18 protein-coding genes, 1 tRNA gene and 1 pseudogene are annotated in these 20,383 nt (G+C 68.9%); 7 read left to right on the forward strand and 13 right to left on the reverse strand.

The window, feature by feature from the left end; genetic code table 11:
- Positions 1-25 precede the first annotated feature (25 nt).
- From ACZ60E_RS05935 to ACZ60E_RS05960, 6 genes and pseudogenes are all read right to left on the reverse strand, one after another.
- Positions 26-1,213: an NAD(P)/FAD-dependent oxidoreductase gene (locus ACZ60E_RS05935; RefSeq protein WP_469438594.1), complete on the reverse strand. Its 1,188-nt coding sequence runs from the start codon at positions 1,211-1,213 to the stop codon at positions 26-28.
- Positions 1,214-1,307: 94 nt separating this feature from the next.
- On the reverse strand, positions 1,308-1,538 hold the full coding sequence (locus tag ACZ60E_RS05940; RefSeq protein ID WP_469438597.1) for a phosphopantetheine-binding protein: 231 nt from the start codon (positions 1,536-1,538) through the stop codon (positions 1,308-1,310).
- A 34-nt stretch (positions 1,539-1,572) separates the two neighbouring features.
- Positions 1,573-3,159 (reverse strand): amino acid adenylation domain-containing protein, encoded by a 1,587-nt coding sequence (locus ACZ60E_RS05945; protein WP_469438599.1) that lies wholly within the window; start codon positions 3,157-3,159, stop codon positions 1,573-1,575.
- 340 nt (positions 3,160-3,499) lie between these two features.
- The gene (locus tag ACZ60E_RS05950; RefSeq protein WP_469438601.1) at positions 3,500-3,715 is read right to left on the reverse strand and encodes an MbtH family protein; all 216 of its coding nucleotides are present in this window, start codon (positions 3,713-3,715) and stop codon (positions 3,500-3,502) included.
- A gap of 471 nt (positions 3,716-4,186) precedes the next feature.
- A pseudogene (locus ACZ60E_RS05955) lies at positions 4,187-4,401 on the reverse strand (hypothetical protein); the annotation flags it as partial.
- Positions 4,402-4,659: 258 nt separating this feature from the next.
- Positions 4,660-5,016, reverse strand: a complete 357-nt coding sequence (locus ACZ60E_RS05960) for a MerR family transcriptional regulator (RefSeq protein WP_469438603.1) — start codon at positions 5,014-5,016, stop codon at positions 4,660-4,662.
- Positions 5,017-5,378: 362 nt separating this feature from the next.
- On the opposite strand from ACZ60E_RS05960, the gene ACZ60E_RS05965 reads away from it, so the two are divergent.
- Positions 5,379-5,951, forward strand: a complete 573-nt coding sequence (locus tag ACZ60E_RS05965) for an ArsR/SmtB family transcription factor (RefSeq protein WP_469438605.1) — start codon at positions 5,379-5,381, stop codon at positions 5,949-5,951.
- Between the two features lie 131 nt (positions 5,952-6,082).
- On the opposite strand, the gene ACZ60E_RS05970 is transcribed toward ACZ60E_RS05965, so the two are convergent.
- The 5 genes from ACZ60E_RS05970 to ACZ60E_RS05990 all read right to left on the reverse strand — a co-directional run bounded on the left by ACZ60E_RS05970 (position 6,083) and on the right by ACZ60E_RS05990 (position 12,251).
- A complete protein-coding gene (locus tag ACZ60E_RS05970; RefSeq protein WP_469438607.1) occupies positions 6,083-6,622 on the reverse strand; it encodes a transposase in 540 nt (179 codons plus the stop codon).
- Entirely contained in the window at positions 6,619-7,200 is a 582-nt protein-coding gene (locus tag ACZ60E_RS05975; RefSeq protein WP_469438609.1) for an ISAs1 family transposase, read from the reverse strand. Before ACZ60E_RS05975 ends, ACZ60E_RS05970 begins: the two co-directional genes overlap by 4 nt.
- A gap of 536 nt (positions 7,201-7,736) precedes the next feature.
- The gene (locus tag ACZ60E_RS05980; RefSeq protein ID WP_469438612.1) at positions 7,737-11,558 is read right to left on the reverse strand and encodes a non-ribosomal peptide synthetase; all 3,822 of its coding nucleotides are present in this window, start codon (positions 11,556-11,558) and stop codon (positions 7,737-7,739) included.
- Positions 11,559-11,668: 110 nt separating this feature from the next.
- On the reverse strand, positions 11,669-11,848 hold the full coding sequence (locus ACZ60E_RS05985) for a hypothetical protein (protein ID WP_469438616.1): 180 nt from the start codon (positions 11,846-11,848) through the stop codon (positions 11,669-11,671).
- A 187-nt stretch (positions 11,849-12,035) separates the two neighbouring features.
- Positions 12,036-12,251 carry an MbtH family protein gene (locus tag ACZ60E_RS05990; RefSeq protein ID WP_469438618.1) on the reverse strand — a complete coding sequence of 72 codons (216 nt, stop codon included), beginning with the start codon at positions 12,249-12,251 and terminating at the stop codon, positions 12,036-12,038.
- A 603-nt stretch (positions 12,252-12,854) separates the two neighbouring features.
- On the opposite strand from ACZ60E_RS05990, the gene ACZ60E_RS05995 reads away from it, so the two are divergent.
- The 4 genes from ACZ60E_RS05995 to ACZ60E_RS06010 all read left to right on the forward strand — a co-directional run bounded on the left by ACZ60E_RS05995 (position 12,855) and on the right by ACZ60E_RS06010 (position 17,760).
- Positions 12,855-13,583 carry a thioesterase II family protein gene (locus ACZ60E_RS05995; protein WP_469438992.1) on the forward strand — a complete coding sequence of 243 codons (729 nt, stop codon included), beginning with the start codon at positions 12,855-12,857 and terminating at the stop codon, positions 13,581-13,583.
- Positions 13,570-14,394, forward strand: a complete 825-nt coding sequence (locus ACZ60E_RS06000; RefSeq protein ID WP_384803941.1) for an SDR family NAD(P)-dependent oxidoreductase — start codon at positions 13,570-13,572, stop codon at positions 14,392-14,394. The genes ACZ60E_RS05995 and ACZ60E_RS06000 overlap by 14 nt, the downstream gene beginning before the upstream one ends.
- 31 nt (positions 14,395-14,425) lie before the next feature.
- The gene (locus tag ACZ60E_RS06005; RefSeq protein ID WP_469438622.1) at positions 14,426-17,305 is read left to right on the forward strand and encodes a non-ribosomal peptide synthetase; all 2,880 of its coding nucleotides are present in this window, start codon (positions 14,426-14,428) and stop codon (positions 17,303-17,305) included.
- A 242-nt stretch (positions 17,306-17,547) separates the two neighbouring features.
- Entirely contained in the window at positions 17,548-17,760 is a 213-nt protein-coding gene (locus ACZ60E_RS06010; protein WP_469438624.1) for a tyrosine-type recombinase/integrase, read from the forward strand.
- Positions 17,761-17,866: 106 nt separating this feature from the next.
- Here the strand turns inward: ACZ60E_RS06010 and ACZ60E_RS06015 are convergent.
- Positions 17,867-17,940: transfer RNA gene (locus ACZ60E_RS06015), tRNA-Pro, on the reverse strand.
- A 151-nt stretch (positions 17,941-18,091) separates the two neighbouring features.
- Here ACZ60E_RS06015 and ACZ60E_RS06020 point away from each other — a divergent pair.
- The gene (locus ACZ60E_RS06020) at positions 18,092-18,823 is read left to right on the forward strand and encodes a transketolase (protein ID WP_469438626.1); all 732 of its coding nucleotides are present in this window, start codon (positions 18,092-18,094) and stop codon (positions 18,821-18,823) included.
- Positions 18,824-18,902: 79 nt separating this feature from the next.
- On the forward strand, positions 18,903-19,814 hold the full coding sequence (locus ACZ60E_RS06025) for a transketolase family protein (protein WP_469438629.1): 912 nt from the start codon (positions 18,903-18,905) through the stop codon (positions 19,812-19,814).
- Positions 19,815-19,889: 75 nt separating this feature from the next.
- On the opposite strand, the gene ACZ60E_RS06030 is transcribed toward ACZ60E_RS06025, so the two are convergent.
- Entirely contained in the window at positions 19,890-20,249 is a 360-nt protein-coding gene (locus tag ACZ60E_RS06030) for an MmcQ/YjbR family DNA-binding protein (protein WP_384803927.1), read from the reverse strand.
- Positions 20,250-20,383: the final 134 nt, after the last annotated feature.

A 20,383-nucleotide genomic window follows, 5' to 3' on the forward strand; every position in this document is an offset into this window, starting at 1 on the left:
GAACCTCGCGGGAGCAGGCCGCTACTCAGCTCTGGTCGAGCACGGTCAACAGTTCGGTGTTGTAGAAGTCGTCCAAGGAGCACGCACCCGACAGCGTGGAGAAGTACCGGTCGATCAGCTCCTGGTGGCCGACCAGTTTCCGCAGCAGTTCGGCCCGCCCCTCGGGCTTGAGCTCGGCCACGTTGAGCGCCCCCTGGTAGTGGCTCAGGGCGTTGCCGTCGAGGTCGTCCTCGTACCGGCGCAGCGCGTCCTGGAGGGCCACGTCGTCATGCAGGCCCTCCCCGATGTGGCCGGTGAGCGACTGGGCCTGGACGAAGGCCTCGGTGATGCCGCGGGCAGTGATGGAGTCCTTGTGGTTCACCGCGTCCCCCACCAGCGCCCACCCGGGCCCGAAAGCCTTGCGGAAGTAGTTCTCCTGGTGCCCGGTGCCGTACAGCTGCTCCACCCGCTCGCCCGCCGTCATCCGTTCGTACAGCTCCGGTGCCGTCGTGCGGAAAGCGTCGAGGTAGGCGGGTTCCACCGCCTTACGGACGGCAGAGAACTCCTCCTGCGGGAAGTAGGCCATGAGGAGCGTGAGGTCGTCGTTGGTGGGGATGACGCCGATCCAGCGCCCCTGCCGCTCGTACAGCTCGAAGTGCGCGGGCACCCCGGCCCAGTAGCTGTAGTAGGTGCAGGTCATCCGCGGGTGCTCGATGACGTGGGGTGCGCCGGCTTTGCGGGCGACCAGCGAGCGCATCCCGTCCGCGCCGACGACGAGTCGTGCCCGGTCCGTCGCCAGGGTGCCGCTCGCCGTGGTGTACCGCACACCGACGACCCGGTCACCCTCGAAGACCAGGTCGTTGACCGCGCAGGAGTCCCGGAACTCCACACCGGCCGCCACGGCAGCGTCGGCGAGGATCGGGTCGAGCACGTACCGCCTCGGCGCGTACGTGGTGCGCTGACCGTCGATCGGCAGGGAGAAGCCGTCGATGCGGACGCCCGGCCCCTCGTAGCTCTGGTGTCTGATCGGCCGGCAGCCCGCCTCGCGGAGCCGGTCGAGCAGCCCCCACCGCTGCAGAACCGCCACGCCCTCCAGGTGGATGTAGTGAGAGGACAAGGTGTCCTGCGGGAAACCTGCTCTCTCCAGGAGCAGCACGCGATAACCCTGCCGTGCGAAAAGCATGGCCGTCGGTGAACCCGCGCAACGGGCACCTACGACAATGACGTCATACATGGCGTCTCTCTAACCAGGTGGTTTTCGGATTCCAATGCGGCCGGAGCCGGAAATGCCCAGGTGATGAATGATGAAGCACGCGAGCAGCACATCACTACGGAGTCGCGGCGTTCAGGGATTCGATGTATGCGGAGATCGACGCCACGGTTGGGTTGAGGAACATCTGGTCCACGGGAACCTCTAAACCCAGTTCGTCGATGAACGCCGCCTGGATTCTGGCCATGATGACGGACTGGCCGCCCAGAGTGAAGAAATTGTCGTCGACCGCTATGTCGTCGTTTCGCAGTTCCCGGCACCAGATGGTGCGCACCCGGTCGACAAGCATCGTATTCCTCTCGGTTGTCAGCGGGATTCGTCGACTACGCCGTCGCACCACTGGCCAGGAATTTCTGGTGGAATTTCTGGAGCAAGGCCGCACGGTCCACTTTTCCGTGCGGACTCAGCGGAAGGGACGCAATGGTGAGGAACCTGGCCGGAACCATGGTGCGCGGCAAGGTCCGCAGCAGCCGGTCCCGCACCTCGTTCTCGGCGGGTTCGGCCGCTCCCGGTACCAGGAACGCGATCAGCTCGGCGTCGCCGGAGTCCGTGTGGTGGACGACCACGGCGGCCTCACGGACGTCGGCCAGCCTGCCCAGCGCGCGTTCGACGTCGGTGGGATCGATGCGCATGCCCCGCACCTTCACCTGGGCGTCCATCCGACCGGCGACGACGAGTTCCCCGGCCTCGTTCACGCATCCGCGGTCACCCGTGCGGTACATCCTGCGCGGCGCGCCGTCGACCAGGACGGTCGTGAACCGCTCGGACTCGGGACCCGTGCCGTTGAGATAGCCCGCGCCGACGCCGACGCCGGAGATGTATATCTCGCCGTACTCCCCCGCCGCGACACCGCGCCTCCGCTCGTCGAGAAGGTGGATGTCGGTGTTGTGGGCCGGCCTGCCCACGGGCGCGATGTCGTGCTCGCCGTGGCGGTAGCCGGCGAGGTCGTAGGACGACGCGACGTCGGTGCACTCGGCGACACCGTACTGGTGCAGGAGCGTGCAGGTGTTTCCCTCGCGCCGGGCCCAGTCAAGGATCCGTTCGATGCGCAGCGGCTCCCCGCCGAACAGGATGTGGTCCAGCCCGGCGAGCGCCTGGCCTCCCCGGGCGGTCTCCCAGTCCACCATCAGGTACAGCGTGCTGGAGGCGCAGTGCAGGATGCGTATCCCGTGCTGGGTCAGCATGCGGTAGGCCATCGCGGCGTCAAAGTTCCGGCTGGCCATGAGGTGTTGGGTGGCGCCGCAGAACAGCGGGGTCATCAGGCTGCGCTGGGACAGGTCGAAACCGAACGCGCTGACGACCAGGTTGTGCGACGCGCTGTGCAGTCCGTACTCGAGCGTCAGCCAGTTCATCAGGTTGAACCAGCCCTCGTGCCGTACCGCGGTCAGCTTGGGTGTCCCGGTCGAGCCGGACGTGAAGACCGCGTAGCACACGTCGTCCCCGGTGACCGGGACGTCGGGGTCGGCCGTCGGGAGCCCGGCCAGGGCCTCGGAGAGCTGCTCCGTCCCGACGATCTCGGCGGTCGCCGACGCGACCAGCGGGGCCGTCGCCGGGGAGGCCACGATCAGCGCGAGGTCGGGTATCTGACCCAGTAGCAACTGGAGCCTGGCCGCCGGATAGGCGGGGTCGAGAGGGACGTAGGCCGCGCCCGCCTTCAGCGTGCCGAGGATGGTGACGAGGATGTCGACGGAGTAGTCGAGGCAGACACCGACCTTCGTGCCACGGCCGTGTCCGCGCGCGGTGAGGAAGCGAGCGAAGCGGTTCGCCTCGGCGTTCAGTTCCGCGTAGGTCACCCGCCGCCCGTCGTGGAAGACGGCGACGGCGTCGGGAGTGGCCCGCGCGTGCTCCTCGAACCGCCGGTGGACGACGGGCGCCGCAGGCAGGGCCACCCGCTTTCCCTGAAGGATCATCAACTGTCTCCGATCTGAGAGGTGCCCGGCCTGGCGGGCCGCCGGCGCTCCACAGGCTCTGCTCGACCGGGCAGGCGCGGCCGAGCCGGGGCGGGGCGGTGCTCGCGCGGCCACCCCGGCTACGCGGCTGCGCGCACTTTTCGCGGACTTTTGGCGCGCTTTCCCCAGGGAGACGAGCGAGGGCGCAGAAGAGCGAAATCATTCACACGTGGCGAAGGAGGCATTCCGCAACGGGCGTTGAACCGTCACGGCGTTCCGCGGAAGGGGCCGACCGGTTCGGCGCGTCCGGTCGTCGCCGATCACCGGCCGCGCCCCTCCGCTTTTCGGAGAACGCCGCCGCTCAGTCCGCCGCCATCGCCTCCTGGAGACTCCTCGGGCGCAGGTCCGTCCAGTTCTGCTCGACGTAGTCCAGGCACTCGACCCTGCCTGCCTCACCGAAGACCACTCGCCAACCCTCGGGCACCTCGGCGAACACCGGCCACAGGGAGTGCTGTTCCTCGTCGTTGACCACGACGTAGAAGCGGCCGTCCTCGTCGTCGAAGGGGTTCGTGCTCACTGCCACCGTCCTTAACCGTCACGGCGTGACGCGGAGTTGGAAATGCTCGGATTCGAAATCGCCGGAGCGGGCGCGATGCGCTCATCGGTGTCGTCCTGTCGACAGGACACCGGATATCCGCGGTCCCCCTGGAAAGCTGACGCCACCGTAGGGACTCGACCGCCGACGCCACAAGGTCGAGAGGATCACCGGCTCCCGGTCGCCGGTCAGGGCCTGTGCCGCACCGGGTTCTGTGCCACCATGACCGAATGGCGGACCAGTAGGATTTACCCGCTCGAATTCCGCTCCGGCGGGCGATCGTTCACATCTCGCGGATCCGCCGAATTCGAAGGCGGTGTCGCTGTCGCCCTGCGGGATCTGGGCTCGGCGAAGCAGTGCGGCGGTCTGTTCGGCCGGGGTCGGCAAGGTTTGGCCCGCCGGAGTTCGAGCTGATGGGATGACGGTCAGTCCGCAGCGGCTATCGGCAGTTCGTCAAATGCGGCAGTAGAGATCAAGACCGTGTCGATCAGTGCCTGGAGCCAGGAGGGCGGGTCCTTTCCGTCCGGGCTTGCCACCACCGGCGGCCGGCAGGGCAGTCGAGGCGTGTGAGATCCGGGTGGGGTGAACCACTGCTCCCAGCAGGGCCGCAGTCCGTAGAGACGGACGATCTCGGCGAGGTCGGCCGGTGGATGCGGGCTGGTGGCGGCGCAGGCCGCCCGGACCCTTGCTGTCCGCTCGTGGGCGTTGTCCGGTCGGAGAGGTTGCGGCTGACCGGTCCAGCGGTGTGCCGGCACCGTGGTCAGCCGCGGCCCGCCCTGCCCATCGCTGCCCGGCGTGTGTCCGGGGCAGCGAGAGCGACGAACGCTATTTCGACGGCCTCCGGATACGCCCGGGGGCTTCCCGTGGCCGGCCATTGCCCGGTAGATGCCGGACAGGTCGGGGCCCCACCCCTCGCGACGGGTTGATCAGCCCTGCACCACGTTCGCCGCGGTCACGTTCTCGATCACGCGGCCGAGTTCGGTCCTGGCCCGGGTCAGGTCCTGGACGCATGCGGCGATGCGGTCGCGCTCGACGACGAGCTGGTCGAGCATGGCGGGGGTCGCGACGCCGGTGCTCACGCACGGCAGGAGTTCGACGACGGTACGGCTGGAGAGGCCGGCCGCGAAGAGGTCCTGGATGAGCTGGACCCGCTCCAGGACTTCGTCGGGACAGTCACGCTGCCCACCGGGCGTCCGCATCGATTCCAGGAGCCGCTGCTCCTCGTAGTGGCGCAGGGCCCGCACGCTGACCCCTGACCGCCTGGCGAGCTGTCCGATGCGCATGACGCAGGTCACTCCCTTCCCGCTCACACCTCACATGGACATCAGGTTCAGGCTGGCAATACCGGCTCCGGGGGCACTGCCCCCCGATTGGTGGCCGTATTGACGCCTCGCACCATGGCAAGAGTGCCGAAGATGTTGTCGTTGATGAACTTGTTGACGCGAGTTTCCCTGGTTACCCAGCCGCAGACCTCGGTGGTCCTGGCCCCGCCGGTACAGAACTCGTCCAACTGTTCTTGGACCCGCTGAGCCAGGGATTCGATGACGGTCTTGACCAGGTCCTGTCGGCCTCCACCCCGTTTGTCCGCACGGAGCTACGACGTGTACACGCCGCTGACCGCCGCCCAGTCCCATGGACCCGCCTGTTGGCCGACCGCGGCCGGGAGGCCGGGCAGATCCTCGAACGCTCCGTACGGGCAGCACACGCAGGCGGCCTACTGCTCGGCTCGTGGGAGCGTATCCGCGCCGGATTCGACTCCGAACGCGCCTGGGGCGTCCAGCTCCTGGCCGGCCAGAGCATCCGGGCAATGCTGGCCGGCCTTGCTCAGGGGGCGTTCCCGGTCTACCCGGCCGTGACCCCTCTCCCTCTCCTTGACGACCCCGCTGCCAACGCCCTGGCCAGGCTGCTGGGTCGCACACGCGCCGCCATCCTGGAACGGCTGACCCGGCCACGCACCACTACCGACCTCGCCCGCCAACTCGGCCTGGCCAAGTCCTCCGTGTCCGAACACACCACAGCCCTCCGCGCCGCCCACCTCACCACGGCCCACCGCGACGGCAAGACCGTCTGCCACACATGCACCCCATTGGGGCTCGGACTCCTCACGGGCTTCCCCGGCGCCACAGAACGCTATGTGCCTCAACGCGACTCGAACTTGAGGTATCAGAGCGTCCTGCAGAATGCGTTCAGGGAAGTGTCGTGCTTCCGGACGGAGTAGTACGCGTGTCTGACCATGCGGGGCGACGCGTTGTTCGAGGTGTGCGATGCGCTGTTGTGCACAGACGGGCCGGTGTGGACACAGGTCGACCTGGCACTCGCTCCGGAACACCGCCGCGGGCATGGGTCCCTCTACGCCGGCCTCGGCCAGGGGAGATCGACATCGTCCGGCTGCGTCGGGCTCTGGCCGAGATGCGGTTGCCCCGGACCTCGCCAGGAGGATGTGCACACTGCCCGCGGACCACGGCAAGACCTTCTACGCCGCGCGAGGCAGCCAGCTTCCGAAGGTGCTCGCACAGGTGCAGGACAGCTGTGGAAGGTGTGGGCGCGTCGGCCGCTGGCGGTGTTGGTCCAGCCGCTGCGGTGGAGGGTGGCCCGGGCCAGGTCGCGCAGGGCGCTCATGACGGCCGGGGTGTGGTGACGGCGGACCTGACTGGCGTCCTCGGCGAAGGTGACGTCCTTGGTCCAGTGGACGGTGTTCTCGATGATCCAGTGGCCACGGGCCCAGGCCGCGAGTTCGGCGGCGGACGCCTGGTGGGCGGGCAGGTCGGTGACGGCATGGACCGTCTCGGTGGTCCACTTCTTCGTGCCGATGCGGCGGCGTTCGCGGTGGATGCGCACGACCTGGCGGGCGTGGGGGAAGAGCAGGCCGTCCACGGACGCCACTTTCACCTCCCGGATCTCCTCGCGGCCGTGTCCGCGAGCACGGGAGCGGTCCAGGACCGCGCCTGCGCCCACTGCGCCCAGGGAAGCTTCTTCAACTGCCGTGCCAGGGTGGGCTGGTTGTTCTTCACGGACAGCAGGTAGTGCGCTTTCCGGTCCTCGACGAGGTGGCGGGCATGGTCCTTCTGTGCGTGCAGGGCGTCGACCGCGACCACGGCATTGTTCAGGTCCTGGTCGTCGATGGTGTCCAGCAGGGGGGCGAACTCGGGGATCTCGTTCGTTTTCGCGCCGATCTCACGCAGGGCCGCGGTCAGCGCGTCATCGTGACGGACGGCGGTCAGCACGAACACCCGGCTGCCATCAGTGCGGACGGCTCCGCGCAGGCACTTGCCGTCCACCGCGAACGCCCGCCGACGCCGCCGCTGATCACGCCCGCGTGCGGCGGCCCGGTGGGCGCGGCGCTGCTCGCGCTCCGCAATACCGTCCGGGCTCAGCGGCCCCACCATGGCCGGAGTCAGAGCGGTGAGCCGGGCGAATCCGGCCGAAGTGACGGCGCCGGGGCCGACCCGGGCGAAGACGTCCCGCAAGGTCCGCTCTCCCGGCGCCCGGAAGCGGCCGGCGAACGGATCGAAAGGACAGCCCAGCCGGGCCGGTATCGCCTGATCACAGCGGCGGGCTCACTCGGCTGTCGCGACCGGGAAGTTGTGACCGGCCGCCGTCATCGCGCACACCCCGATCGCCGGCAGCGTGGGCAGTCGGGTAGCGCACTCCACGTGGATCCCGGGGATCGGGCACCCCGGCCGGCGCCCGCAGCAGACCGGAAGGAGGCACCTTCCCGGCCGGGACGACGGACGAGGAGGGTGTCGTCCCGATGGACACGGACATGAGAGAGGACGGAGTGACGAGCACGGCAGCCTTGCTGATCTGGGAGCCTAGAGAACTCCATGATCCACAAGAGCCGTGCTCGTCTCACGTCCGGCCACCCGTGATCATCCGACCAAACCGGGATCTACGGAGCTCTCCCCGGGCTCCTGGGGCTCGGGCCGGTGCAGTTCTGCGGCTACCGACCCCAATCATCCATGTGATGGTGCGTCGAACCCGTTCCGGGGGAACCGATGTCCGGTCATGCCGCCAGCTTGCGGTTGATGATCTCCATGATCTGGGCCACGGGTTCGGGCATGTGCATTTCGTGGTGCACAGCACGCACATCGTGTATCTCAATGGGACCGAGGATGTACGGCCGCCACAGGTGCACGTACTGATTCTCCTCGAGTGTCGCGTTGAAGAACAGCACATCACCGCGGTATACCGGCGATTCGAATCTCGACATGATGGCCGTGTTGTTGGCCAGGATCTTCGCCAGGGTGTCCACGAGGTGTTGCCGGTTTTCGGTGCCGAAGTATTGGCCGAGGTGATCCTTGATCTCCGTCTGGTAGTCCGAAAACGTCCTCCCGGCATGCATCGCTTTGTAGTACTCTTTGTAGTAACTCCCCGCCGGCTGGGAGTCCAGGATGGCCACGAAAGCGATCTCGCGCCCACGCCGGTCGATCGCCTCCGCGACGGCCTGCACGACTGTGCCGCCGTAGGACCAGCCGATCAGGTGGAACGGTCCTTCCGGCTGGATCTTCACCATCTCGTCGACGTAATCCTCAACCATCTCCTCCACCGAGCCCGTCAGCTTGTCCACGCCGTTCCAGCCGCGGGACTGCAGGGCGTAGTTGGGCCGGTCCTGCGCGTGCAGCGCGAAGCTGAAGAAGGGCCAGCCCAGTCCGCCTCCCCCGTGGAAGTACCACAACGGGAGCTTGCCGGTACCGGGATCGCTGTTCAACGGCAGAACGACAGCAAAAGGGTCGGAAACTTCCCCGGGAGTGCCGACGATCAGCAGTGCGGCCAACTCGCCCACCGTTGGGTACTTGATGATCGTCCTGAGGGGCATGTCGATGTCGAACTCGTCGCGGATGCGGGCGCTGAGCCGGGTGGCCAGCATCGAGTGCCCGCCCAGCTCGAAGAAGTCCTCGTCGATACCGACTCTCTCGAGGCCGAGCAGCTCGCTGAAGAGGGCGCACATCTTCTCTTCGTGGGAGTTGCGCGGCCCTCGGCTGTTCGCGGTGTTCGTGTCCTCGGACGGCAGTGCTCCGTGGTCGAGCCTTCCGTCCGGGGTGAGCGGGATCTCCGGAAGCGGAACCAGCGCGGAAGGCACCATATGGTCCGCCAGGCGCCCACGCAGGTACTCCGACAGCTCGGCGAGCAGCGTCTGAACACCGGCATCAGCCTCTGCGACATCGGGCTCGGGCACCACATAGGCCACGATGCCCTTACCGCTGTCCTCGTTCTCACGCAGCACAGCCACCGCCTGCGCCACGCCGGGATGCCCGGTCAGCACATGCTCGATCCCCCCCAGCTCGACCCGGAAGCCCCGGATCTGCACCTGGCGATCGGTTCGCTCAACGTACTCCAGCTGCCCGTTGCTGCCCCACCGCACCAGGTCCCCAGTGCGGTACATCCGCGCGCCGGCGGGGCCGAACGGGCACGCCACGAACCGCGCCGCGGTCAGCTCCGGCCGGCGCTGGTACCCGCGGGCCATCCCGGCACCGGCGAGGTACAGCTCGCCCGGCACCCCGCGGGGAACCGGGCGCAGCCGTGAGTCGAGCACGTACACCTGAGTGTTCCCGACCGGCAACCCGATCGGCACCCCCGCCCCCACCTTCACGCGTGCCGCGGTGCTCCACGTCGTCGTCTCGGTCGGGCCATACATGTGGAACACTTCGGCGGCCTGCTTCGCCAGGATCCTGGCAAGCCGTGCCGGCACCACCTCCCCGCCGATGATGATCCGCAGACCGTTCGCGACGTGCGGTTCGTGCATCAACAGCAGTTGCCAGAAGGCGGGCGTGGCTTGCACCGCGGTGACCCCGTGGCGATGCATCAACTCCGCCACGGCCGGCATGTCGGTGACGGTGTCCTTCCCCGCCACCACCATGGTCGCGCCGGCGATGAGCGGGAGGTACAGCTCGATGTGCGCCATGTCGAGCGCCACGGCTGTGCCGAACAGCATCCGGTCCGCGGACGACAGCGGGAACCGACGCTCCGTCGTGGCCAGGGAATTCGCAACCGCGCCGCGCGGGATCGCCACCCCCTTCGGCTCCCCCGTCGCCCCCGACATGTAGGTCACGTACTGGGTGTTCTCGGGGCGGACGGCCACCTCCGGTGCCGCATCCGGGTACCCCGAACAGTCCGCGCCGGCCAGCGTGTCGGCGTCAAGGACGAGCGTCGGATCCGCATGCTCAAGGATGTGGTCGATCCACGAACGCGGGTCGTCCGGATCGATCGGAACGGAAGCCCCACCGGCCTTCAGCACCGCCAGCAGCGCCACCACCAGATTCACCGTCCGCGGCAGGCACACGGCGACCCGCGACTCCGCCCGCACACCGCGGTCGACCAGCCAGTGCGCCAGCCTGCTCGACCGCGCGTCCAGCTCCCGGTAGGTGAGCGACTCCTCCTCGCCGATGACGGCGCGCGCCTCCGGTGCCGCCTGTACCTGCTTGAGCACCGCCGCGACCAGTCCGTCGTCCAGGGTCGGCTCGGCGGTGTCGTTCAGCTCCACCACCAGCCGCTGCCGCTCCCCCGCGCTCAGCACGTCGACGTCTCCGACGCACACGCCCGGATCGGCGACCACCTGCTCCAGTACACGCACGAACCGGGCGGCGACGGCCTCGACCGTCTCCCGGTCAAACAGGTCGACCGGGTACGAGAGGTCGCCCCGCAGCGCCCCCGAGTCGTCCACGACCAGGTTGAAGAACAGGTCGACCCTGGCAGTCGGCTGGGCGGTCTGCTCGACCTCCAGGGTGAGCCCGGGGAGTTCGAACTGCGGCCTCTCATAGTTCTGCAGGCCGAGCATTACCTGGAACAGCGGCTGGTAGGCGGCGGAGCGTTCGGGGTTGATCGCCTCGACCAGCATGTCGAACGGGACGTCCTGGTGCTCGTAGGCTGCCAGCGACTTGTCCCTCACCTGGGCGAGCAGCTCGGTGAACGCCGGGTCGCCGGAGAGGTCCACCCGCAGCACCTGAGTGTTGACGAAGAACCCGATCAGATCCGCCAGCGCCTCGTCGGTCCGCCCGGCGATCGAGCTGCCGATCGTCACGTCCTCACCGCTTCCGATCCTGCACAGCAGCACCGACAGCGCGGCGTGCAGCACCATCGACATGGTCGACCCGCGCTCGTCGGCCAGCTTCTGCAGCCCGGTCCCCACCTCCGGCCCCACCTCAAGGTCGACCACGGCGCCGCACTCACTCGCTTCCGCGGACCGCGGGCGGTCCAGCGGCAGGTTCAGTGGCTGCGGCACCCCGGCCAGCTCCCTGTGCCAGTACTCGATCTGCGTCGCGGCGAGACTGTCCGGGTCCGCGACGTCGCCGAGCATCTCGCGGTGCCACATCGTGTAGTCCTTGTACTGCACCGGAAGCGGCACCCACTGCGGAGCCCCGCCGTCCAGGCGGGCGGTGTACGCCTCGGCCAGGTCCCGTACCAGCGGCGCAAACGAGGAGCCGTCCGAAGCGATGTGGTGCACGAGCAGGACCAGGACGTGTTCCCGGGGTGAGATGCGGAACAGGCGCACCCGCACCGGGATCTCGGCCGCCAGGTCGAAGCGATACGCCATGGCCTCGTCGACCGTGCCGGACACGTCCTCGGGCGCCAACTCGACCACCGGCATCTCCAGGGATACCTCCGCTGTCGGAAGGATCCGCTGGTGGAGCCCACCGTCGTCGTTCATCACGTAGATGGTGCGCAGGATCTCATGACGGTCGACCACGTCGCGGATCGCCGCGGCGAGGGCGGCCTGGTCCAGGGATCCGGTCAGCCGGAAGGCCGCTGGCATGTTCCAGTTCTCCGACTCGCCGGCCATCCGGTGCAGAACCCACATACGGCGTTGCGCGTAGGACAGGGGAATCATTTCCTCTTAACTCCTCATACGAATCATCTTGCGCAGGCCGGGGGCGACGGGGAGCGGCCGATTCCTCCGTCCACGCGGCGAGCGCGGCCACTGTCGGCAGGTCGAAAAATTTACGGATCGGGAATCTCTGTCCCAAGCTCCGCGCAGGCGTGGCTGATCGGCCGGGTGGCGGGCAGGAAATGTCCGCCGAACTCGAAGAAAGGGTCATCCCCGACTTCTGCACCCTTGCTTGTTTTGCCCATGAAGGAGAGAACCGCATCGCGCTGCGCGAACTCACCGCTGGTGCCCACCTACCCCGCCTGGCAACTGCTCGCGGTTCACGCGGGAGGCGCCCCACTAACTTCATCTCCCAAAAAGAGTGTTCGCCTGGCGTAGACCGATGACTCGACTGAGCACTACGGCGGCGATCACTCTCGTTCCGCAGAGCGGACGGTACGGACCTCGTGGTCCATTCCTCTGGGGAATCCGACCGGCCGTTCAGTCCGCCGCCATGGCCTCCCGCAGGCTCCTCGGGCGCAAGTCGGCCCAATTCTGCTCGACGTACTCCAGGCACTCTGCCCTGGCCGCTTCACCGAATACCACCCGCCAGCCTGCGGGCATTTCGGCAAACACCGGCCACAGGGAGTGCTGTTCCTCGTCGTTGACCACGACGTAGAAACGGCCGTCCTCGTCATCAAAAGGGTTCGCGCTCATTGACACCGTCCTTAAATCCGTCGCCGAGAAGTAACTCGGTATCGGAAATCGCCAGGGCCGGGCACGGGTTCACGGATCGTCGCTGTCCCGTCGGCGGGACAGCCAGCATCCGCAGTCGCCCTGGAATGCTGACCCACCGTAGGACCCGACCATCAGCGCGACAAGGTCGGAAGCGTCGCTGAGCCCTCAGTGGTCGGCCCGGACCTGTGCCCCCACTAACGTTCTGTGCCACCATGGCCGAGCAGTGGTACGTAAATGGGCCTGCTCGAATCCGAGTTCAGTCAATCTCTTCCCACCGGCGCGACCACAGAGAGCGCGCAGTGAAATGCAGATCTACACGGGTGGCCCGCCAAGGCCTGGTCTCCCGAGGAGAGATGCTGGAAGAGTTCCGTCCCCTGCTGAACTCCGTAGCACAGCGGCGACCATGCTTGCGCCGTGCAGGAAAAGAATTAGCTGAAGGACTTTACGCCATCGCAACAGCCAGCATTTCGCACGGCTCGACATTCACCATCCGCCTGTCCCGGACGGCGTCTCCGAGCCGTCCGGGAGTTTCCGCTTGGAGGAAATGCAGTGACCAAGCCGACGACTTCGGAGCACGGCGGGGTGCCGTTGCTGTGCCTTCCGTTCGCCGGGGGCGGAGCAAATTTTTTCCGCCCATGGAACGGGATGGGTCTGAGCGGAGCGGTGGCCACGCCGCTCCAACTGCCCGGCCGCGAGCGCCAGCTGGACGAGAAGCCGTACCGGAACTTGCACGCCGCGGCGGACGGATTGCTCCCCGCCGCGCTGGAGGCGGCGGGCACGGGCCCCGTCGCGCTGTTCGGGCACTGCTTCCTCGGCGCGGCGCTCGCCTACGAACTCACCCGGCGCATCACCGAGTCGGGCAACGAGGTGGTGCACCTCTTCGTCAGCGCGGCGCGCGCGCCGTCCGCCGGCCCGGTCAGCGACGTGTCCGGGATGACCGACGACGAATTCCTCAAACACGTGGAGCAGACCACCGGGCGCCGGTACCCCGCCTTCGACGTACCGGAGATACGTGAGCTGCTGATACCGACACTGCGTTCGGATTTCGCGATGGACGAGGGCTACCGGCCGCGCGGCGGAGCCCCGCTCGACGTCCCGATGACCGCGGTATACGCCGCGGACGACTCGTTCGTCACCCGTGACGAAGTGACCAAGTGGCAGGACACGACCGCCGCGCACTTCTCCCTGGCCGACTTGCCCGGAGGGCACATGTATCTGGCTGATGACCCCGTGCCGTTGCTCGAACTGATCTCGAAGACCCTCGCTGCCGGCCGCGTCGAGTCCGGAGGGCTCCCCCATGAGACTGCATGACAAGACGGTCGTGATCACGGGCGCGGCCAGGGGAATCGGCCGGGCCTGCGCGATGCGGGCTGCCGAGGAGGGCGCGGACGTCGTTCTCATAGACATCGCCGGTGACCTTCCGGAGGTCCCCTACGCCCTGGGTTCCGCGGACCAGTTGGAGCAGACCGCACGGCTGTGCCGCAAGAACGGCGCGTCCGTGCTCGTCGCCACGGCGGACGTGCGCTCGCGGTCCGCCGTGACATCGGCCGTCACGGCCGCGGTGGACCGGTTCGGGCGGATCGACGCCCTGATCAACAACGCGGGGGTGGGGGCACCGTCGGGGAAAGCCGCGCACGACTTCACCGAGGAGGAGTGGCGGGTCGTCCTGGATGTGAACCTCTCGGGGCCATGGCACCTGATCACGGCTGTCGCGCCGGTCATGATCGCCCAGAGGTCGGGCAGCATCGTCAACGTCGCGTCGACGGCCGGCCTCGTCGGCTACCGCCACTTCGCCGGATACGTCGCCTCCAAGCACGGGTTGGTCGGCCTGACCAAGGCAGCCGCGCTGGACTACGCGCCGCTCAACATCCGGGTCAACGCGCTGTGCCCGGGTCCGGTGCGGGACGACCCTGCCGTGGACGGCCAGATGACCGCGGTCGTCGCCGACGCGCTCGGCATCAGCTACGAGGAGCAGGAAGCCGTCTATTTGGAGTCGGTGGCGACCGATTCGCTGGTCGACCCGGCCGACGTCGCCGGTGCCGCGATCTGGCTCGCCGGCGACGACTCCCTCAAGGTCACCGGAACGGTGATCCCCGTGGATGCCGGCTTCTCCGCCCGCTGACCCTTCTCCCGGCCTCACCAAAGGAGTGCGTGTGTCCGTCCCCAGCGAAGCGGCCTCGGAGGTCCCTGCGGCCGATCACCCGAGCGGCCGGCTCTTCGCCCGTGCCGACTTCGGCGCCGACCCGGCCCGTGCCTGCCACAGCCTCATCAGACGACTGCCCGCCGGGACCGACGCGGTGGCGGTGCGCGCGAACCTGACCGCGCTGACGGAGCGTCACCCGGTCCTCCGCGGCATGCAGCTGTTCGACGAGGCGCTCGACATCGACGCGGGTGACAGGGTCGCGCACAGGCGCCGCACCCGGGAGGCCGGCCGCGCGGTCAACGGCGCCCCGGTCATCGCGCGGGCCGTCGTGCTCGGCTACGCCGACGGCGCGGCCGACCTGGTGCTGGTGGCACACCGCCGGGCCGTGGACCGACGCGCCCTGGACCAGCTGGCCACGGCGTTGGCCGACCCGGCACATCCCGTGACACTGCCCGAACCGGCGGCTGACGCAAGCCCTCAGCACGACGGCCCGCCCCATCTGCCGTGGGGCCTCGGCGACCCGACCGGGGCGGGCCGGACCGGCACCGTCGTACTGACCGCCACGGCGGTCGCGGGCGACGCGCCGGCGGCGGTGCCCGTGGCGGCCACCGCGGTCGCGCTGGCCCGTTACGGCGGGACGGAGCGCGCCGAGTTCGCGCTGATCACCGGGGGTCCGGCGGCCGGGGACGCACAGCGGTCGGTCGCGCTCCCGGTCGGGGACGCGACACGCGTCACCGACCTGCTCGACGCCGCGGCACACGCCGGCGCCACGGGCTGCGAACCGCCGTCCGGTATGCCGGCGGTCGGGGTCCTGCTGACCGAGGGCCGCGCGGGTGACGTCTACCGACCTGCCCTCGCGCCGGTCTTTCCAGTAACACTGGCGTGGCAGTACGACGCGGACGGCACCCTGAGCGGTGTCCTGCACTACGCCGAGGGTGTGCTGGACCCGGTGATCGCCGGGCAGTTCGCCGGACACATCGACCGCCTCGTGGAGGCGCTGGCACATGCTCCGGCCGGGACCCGGGTCGGTGACATCGAGCTGGTGGCCACCGGGGAGGCCGCCGCCATCGTCGCCGCCGGGCGCACCCCGGCCGGGGGCGACGCGATGGTCGCGCCCGTCCACGAGCTGTTCCGCAAGGTGGCTGCCGGCCGGCCGGACGCCCCCGCGCTGTCCGATCCGGACCGTACGTTGAGCTATGCCGAGTTGGACGCCCGGTCCGACGCGGTGGCCGGTGCGCTGCGCGGCCACGGGGTGGCCCCGGGGAACCGGGTCGGTGTGTGCCTCGACCGGGACGCCGACCTGGTGATCGCGCTGCTCGGTGTACTCAAAGCCGGTGCCGCCTATGTCCCGATGGATGTCACATATCCGGCGGAACGGCTGGTCCACATGGTGACCGACTCCGGCGCCCGGCTGGTGCTCTCCTCCGCGGCGGACTTCCCCGTGGTCGACGGGGTGACCGTGTTGCACCCGAGCGAGATGTCCTGTGCCGGCGGTGAGCCGATCCTGGACCCGGGGGGCAGCGCGGACGACATCGCCTACGTGATCTACACCTCCGGCTCCACCGGGCGGCCCAAGGGCGTCGCGGTACCCCACCGCAACGTCGGCGCGCTGCTCGCGGCGACCACCACCGATTTCGGACTCGGGCCGGCGGACACCTGGGCGCTGTTCCACTCCAGTGCGTTCGACTTCTCGGTGTGGGAGATCTGGGGCGCGCTGCTGACCGGCGGGCACCTGGTCGTGGTGCCGTACTTCGTCTCCCGGAGCCCGGAGGACTTCCACGACCTCCTGGTGCAGCACCGGGTCACCGTCCTGAACCAGACCCCGTCCGCGTTCGCCATGCTCAAGGAGGTCGACCTGCTGCGCTCCGCCGACCTCGCGGTGCGATTGGTGATCTTCGGTGGTGAGCCGCTGGACGTGCGGATGCTGCAGGACTGGTTCCGCGGGCACCCGCACACCCGGTGCCGGGTGGTCAACATGTTCGGCATCACCGAGACCACCGTGCACGTCACCAGCCAGACCGTCACACCGCAGGACGTCGGCGTCGGGTCCCGGTCGGTCGGCCGGGCGATGCCCGGCTGGTCGGTGTCCGTGCGGGATGCCACGGGCCGCGTCCAGCCGTTCGGTGTGCCCGGCGAGATCTATGTCGGCGGCGCGGGCGTGGCCAGCCACTACCTGAACCAGGAGGAGCTGACCGCCGCCCGGTTCGTGTCCGACCCGGTCACCGGGGAGCGTGTCTACCGCAGCGGTGACCTGGGCAGGCTGCGCCCGGACGGGCGCCTGGACCACCTCGGCCGGATCGACGGGCAGGTCAAGGTGCGCGGCTTCCGCATCGAACTCGGCGAGATCCGCTCAGTCCTGCTGGAGGACCAGAACGTCACCGCCGCTGTGGTTGCGCTGGGCCGCGACGCCGGTGACGCGGCCGACGTCCGTCTGGAGGCCTACCTGGTGCCGAAGCACGACGACGTGTCCGCGGAGGACATCCGGCGGCGGGCGGCGCGATACCTGCCGGACTACATGGTGCCGGCCACGTTCACACTGCTGTCCGAGCTGCCGCTCACCATCAACGGCAAGGTCGACGCGAGCAGGCTCAAGTCGGCCACCGAGGCCGCCCGGACCACCCCGGCCGACGAGGCCAGGCAACCGACGGACGACCCGGTGCTGCGGGTGTGGCGCGAGATTCTCGGCCAGCACGTCGGCCCGGATGACGACTTCTTCGTCTTCGGCGGCAACTCGCTGCTCGCGGTACGGCTGTCCGGTGCGCTGCGCAGGGCCGGGCTGCCCCCGGTGTCACTGCGCGAACTCTACGTGCACCCGACCGCGGCCGAGGTGAGCGCGCTCATCACCGACCGCGAGCTCATCGAGGAGCCGAACGGGCACGCTGCGATGTGAAGCGCCCCGGGTCGAACGGAGACATCGGACTGTCCCGAGTTACGTAGCCTCGCGAACGTGTTTTTGAAGCTCAAGGATCTGTCGTTCTCCTCGCCCACGCTCGGTGGTGGCAGCGGTCCTTGGCGAGGAGGTACAGCACTGTCAGCGACGGCTGAAAAGTGGTCGGGGAGCCCGGGGTATCTCACCCCCGGGCTCCCACAGATCCGTACGTGACGTTGGGTAGGCCGCCAGCAAGGTGTCTGTTGAACAGGCACCTGCGCCGCCATGACCTCCGGCACACAGGACTGACCTGGTTCGCCGACACGGGAGTGCAGGTCCATGTTCTGCGCCGGATCGCCGGCCACGGCTCGCTGACCACTACCCAGCGCTATCTGCACCCGGACGTACACAAGATCACGGCCGCCGGCGCAGCGCTCTCCGCGCACCACGCTCCCTACCGAGCCCGATCGTCATGACCCGCCGACCCGGTCAAGGACGCCGGTCCCCAACTGGTCCCCAAGAAAGACCAAGGGCCAGCTTCGGATGTCTCCGAAACCGGCCCTCACCTGCGACTGTCTCCAGTCGGGACGACAGGATTTGAACCTGCGACCCCTTGACCCCCAGTCAAGTGCGCTACCAAGCTGCGCCACGTCCCGATGCCCGTGATGACCTGGGGTTTCCCCTGGCTGAACGGACATCGAAACTCTACCGCACTCGGGTCGGTGGTCGCGCACTCCTTTTGTCCCACCGCAGCCGCGCACGACAACCCTTGACCTCAACTTTGCTTGAGGTTGCACGATCGTCCGTATGACGACGACAACGGCGGAACACCGGCAGGAGTACGACCACCGGGACCGGTACGACCGGTACGAGGCGCTGACCGGCCTGATGGGGCTGATGAGCGGGGACGAGAAGCACGGACCGGCGGCGACGTCCACGCTCGACGCGCTCTGGGTCCTCCACGACCGGGTGCTGCGGGTCGGGCCCGACCGGACGGACGACCTCGGGCGGGACAGGTTCCTGCTGTCCAAGGGGCACGGGCCGATGGCCTACTACGCGGTGCTCGCCGCCAAGGGATTCGTCCCGGTGGACTGGCTCCCGGGCTTCGGCTCGTACGACTCGCCGCTCGGGCACCATCCGGACCGCGTGCTCGTGCCGGGCGCCGAGATCGGCAGTGGTTCGCTCGGGCACGGGCTGCCGATCGCGGTCGGCACGGCGCTGGGACTGCGGGCCCAGGGACTCCACGACCCGCGCGTATGGGTGCTCGTTGGGGACGCCGAGCTGGACGAGGGCAGCAACCACGAGGCCATCGCCTTCGCGGGCCCCGCCGGGCTCGACCGCCTGCACACGCTCGTGATCGACAACTCCTCCGCCAGCTACGCCCGGCCCGGCGGGATCGCGGCGCGGTTCGAGGCCGCGGGCTGGTCCGCGGCGACCGTCGACGGGCGGGACCACGAGGCGCTGTACGCCGCGTTCACGGCGCCGCACCCGGGGCGCCCCCGCGTGATCGTCGCCCAGGTCGAGCCGAAGGACGGCTGAGACCGGCAACCGGCGTTCGGCCCATCCCTCCCCCTCCCCCCTTGCCCTGCTGCACTTCTGCTGTTCTGAGAGGTTTTCCATGGACACCATGCGTGATCGGTTCGCCCCCGTCATGTCACGACTGCTCGACGAGGACCCGCGCGTCGCCGTCGTCCTCGCCGAGATCGGCCTGGCCGACTTCGAGGAGACCCGGCGCCGCCATCCGGGCCGGGTGATCAACGTCGGCATCCGCGAGCAGCTGCTGGTCGGGGCGGGCGCGGGCCTGGCGCTGACCGGTCTGCGGCCCGTGGTGCACACCTTCGCCAGCTTCCTCGTGGAACGGCCCTTCGAACAGATCAAGCTGGACCTCGGTCACCAGGACGTGGGCGCGGTGCTGGTCAGCGCTGCCGCGTCCTTCGACTGGCCGGCGGGCGGCTACACCCACATGTCCCCCGGCGACGTCGCCGTCCTCGACACCCTGGACGGCTGGACCGTCCATGTGCCGGGGCATCCGGACGAGGCCGAGACGCTGCTGCGGCACGCCGTCGCGGCGGGCGACGACAAGGTGTACGTACGACTGTCCACGCAGTCGAACGACCGGGCTCTCCCCGTCGACGGCACCCGGTTCCTCACCGTCCGCGAGGGGCGGGCCGGTGTGGTCGTCGCGGTCGGCCCGATGCTCGACCCGGTGCTCGAAGCGACCGAAGGGCTCGACGTCACCGTGCTGTACGCGGCGACCGTGCGGCCCTTCGACGCGGTCACGCTGCGCCATGCCACGGCAGGGGCGGGCACCGACGTGGTCCTGGTCGAGCCGTATCTCGCCGGTACGTCGGTCTCCGCCGTGAACGACGCCCTCGTGGACCTCCCGCACCGCGTGCTCGGCCTCGGCGTCGGCCGCCGGGAGCTGCGCCGCTACGGCCTCGTCGAGGAGCATGTGGCCGCGCACGGGCTGGACGCGAAGTCCCTGCGGGGGCGGATCGACGCATTCCTGGGGGTACGGGCGCGAGCCTGACCGTGCGCGAGTCCGACCATCGCGAGCCTGGCGGGGAGCCGCCCGGACCCACTCGTCTCCGGGCGGGCCGCCCCCTCAGCCGTCCGCCACGACCCCCAACTCCGGGTAGGAGTCCAGCAGCCGGGTCGGTGCCGCCTGCCGCCAGGAGTCCGCGAGGATGTCCCGCAGTTCGTCGGCGTCCTCGACGGCCGCCAGTCGCACCCGCACCCACGCGGATCCGGCCTCGTGATCGGCGACCCAGAACTTCTCGGGCTCGGCGAGGACCAGTTCGTCGCGCTCCGTCTTCGGACAGCGCACGGCCATGGAGGTCTCCTCCTCGGGCAGGGTGACGAACATCTTCCCCGCCACCCTGAAGGTGGGCATGCTCCAGGCGATCTTCTCCACGGTGTCCGGCAGAGAGAGACAGATTCGGCGTACGTCATCGGCATCCTGCATGGAACGCACCGTAACCAATGGCACTGACACAACCGCCGACCTGGGCCCGAAGACGCCGCAACCCGGGCCTGAGCTCCGGTAATTCACCGCCTGGACGACTGCTCCCGACACCACACCAACTACTCTGGCCCCAG

The organism is Streptomyces sp. NPDC102514 (genome assembly GCF_055584525.1).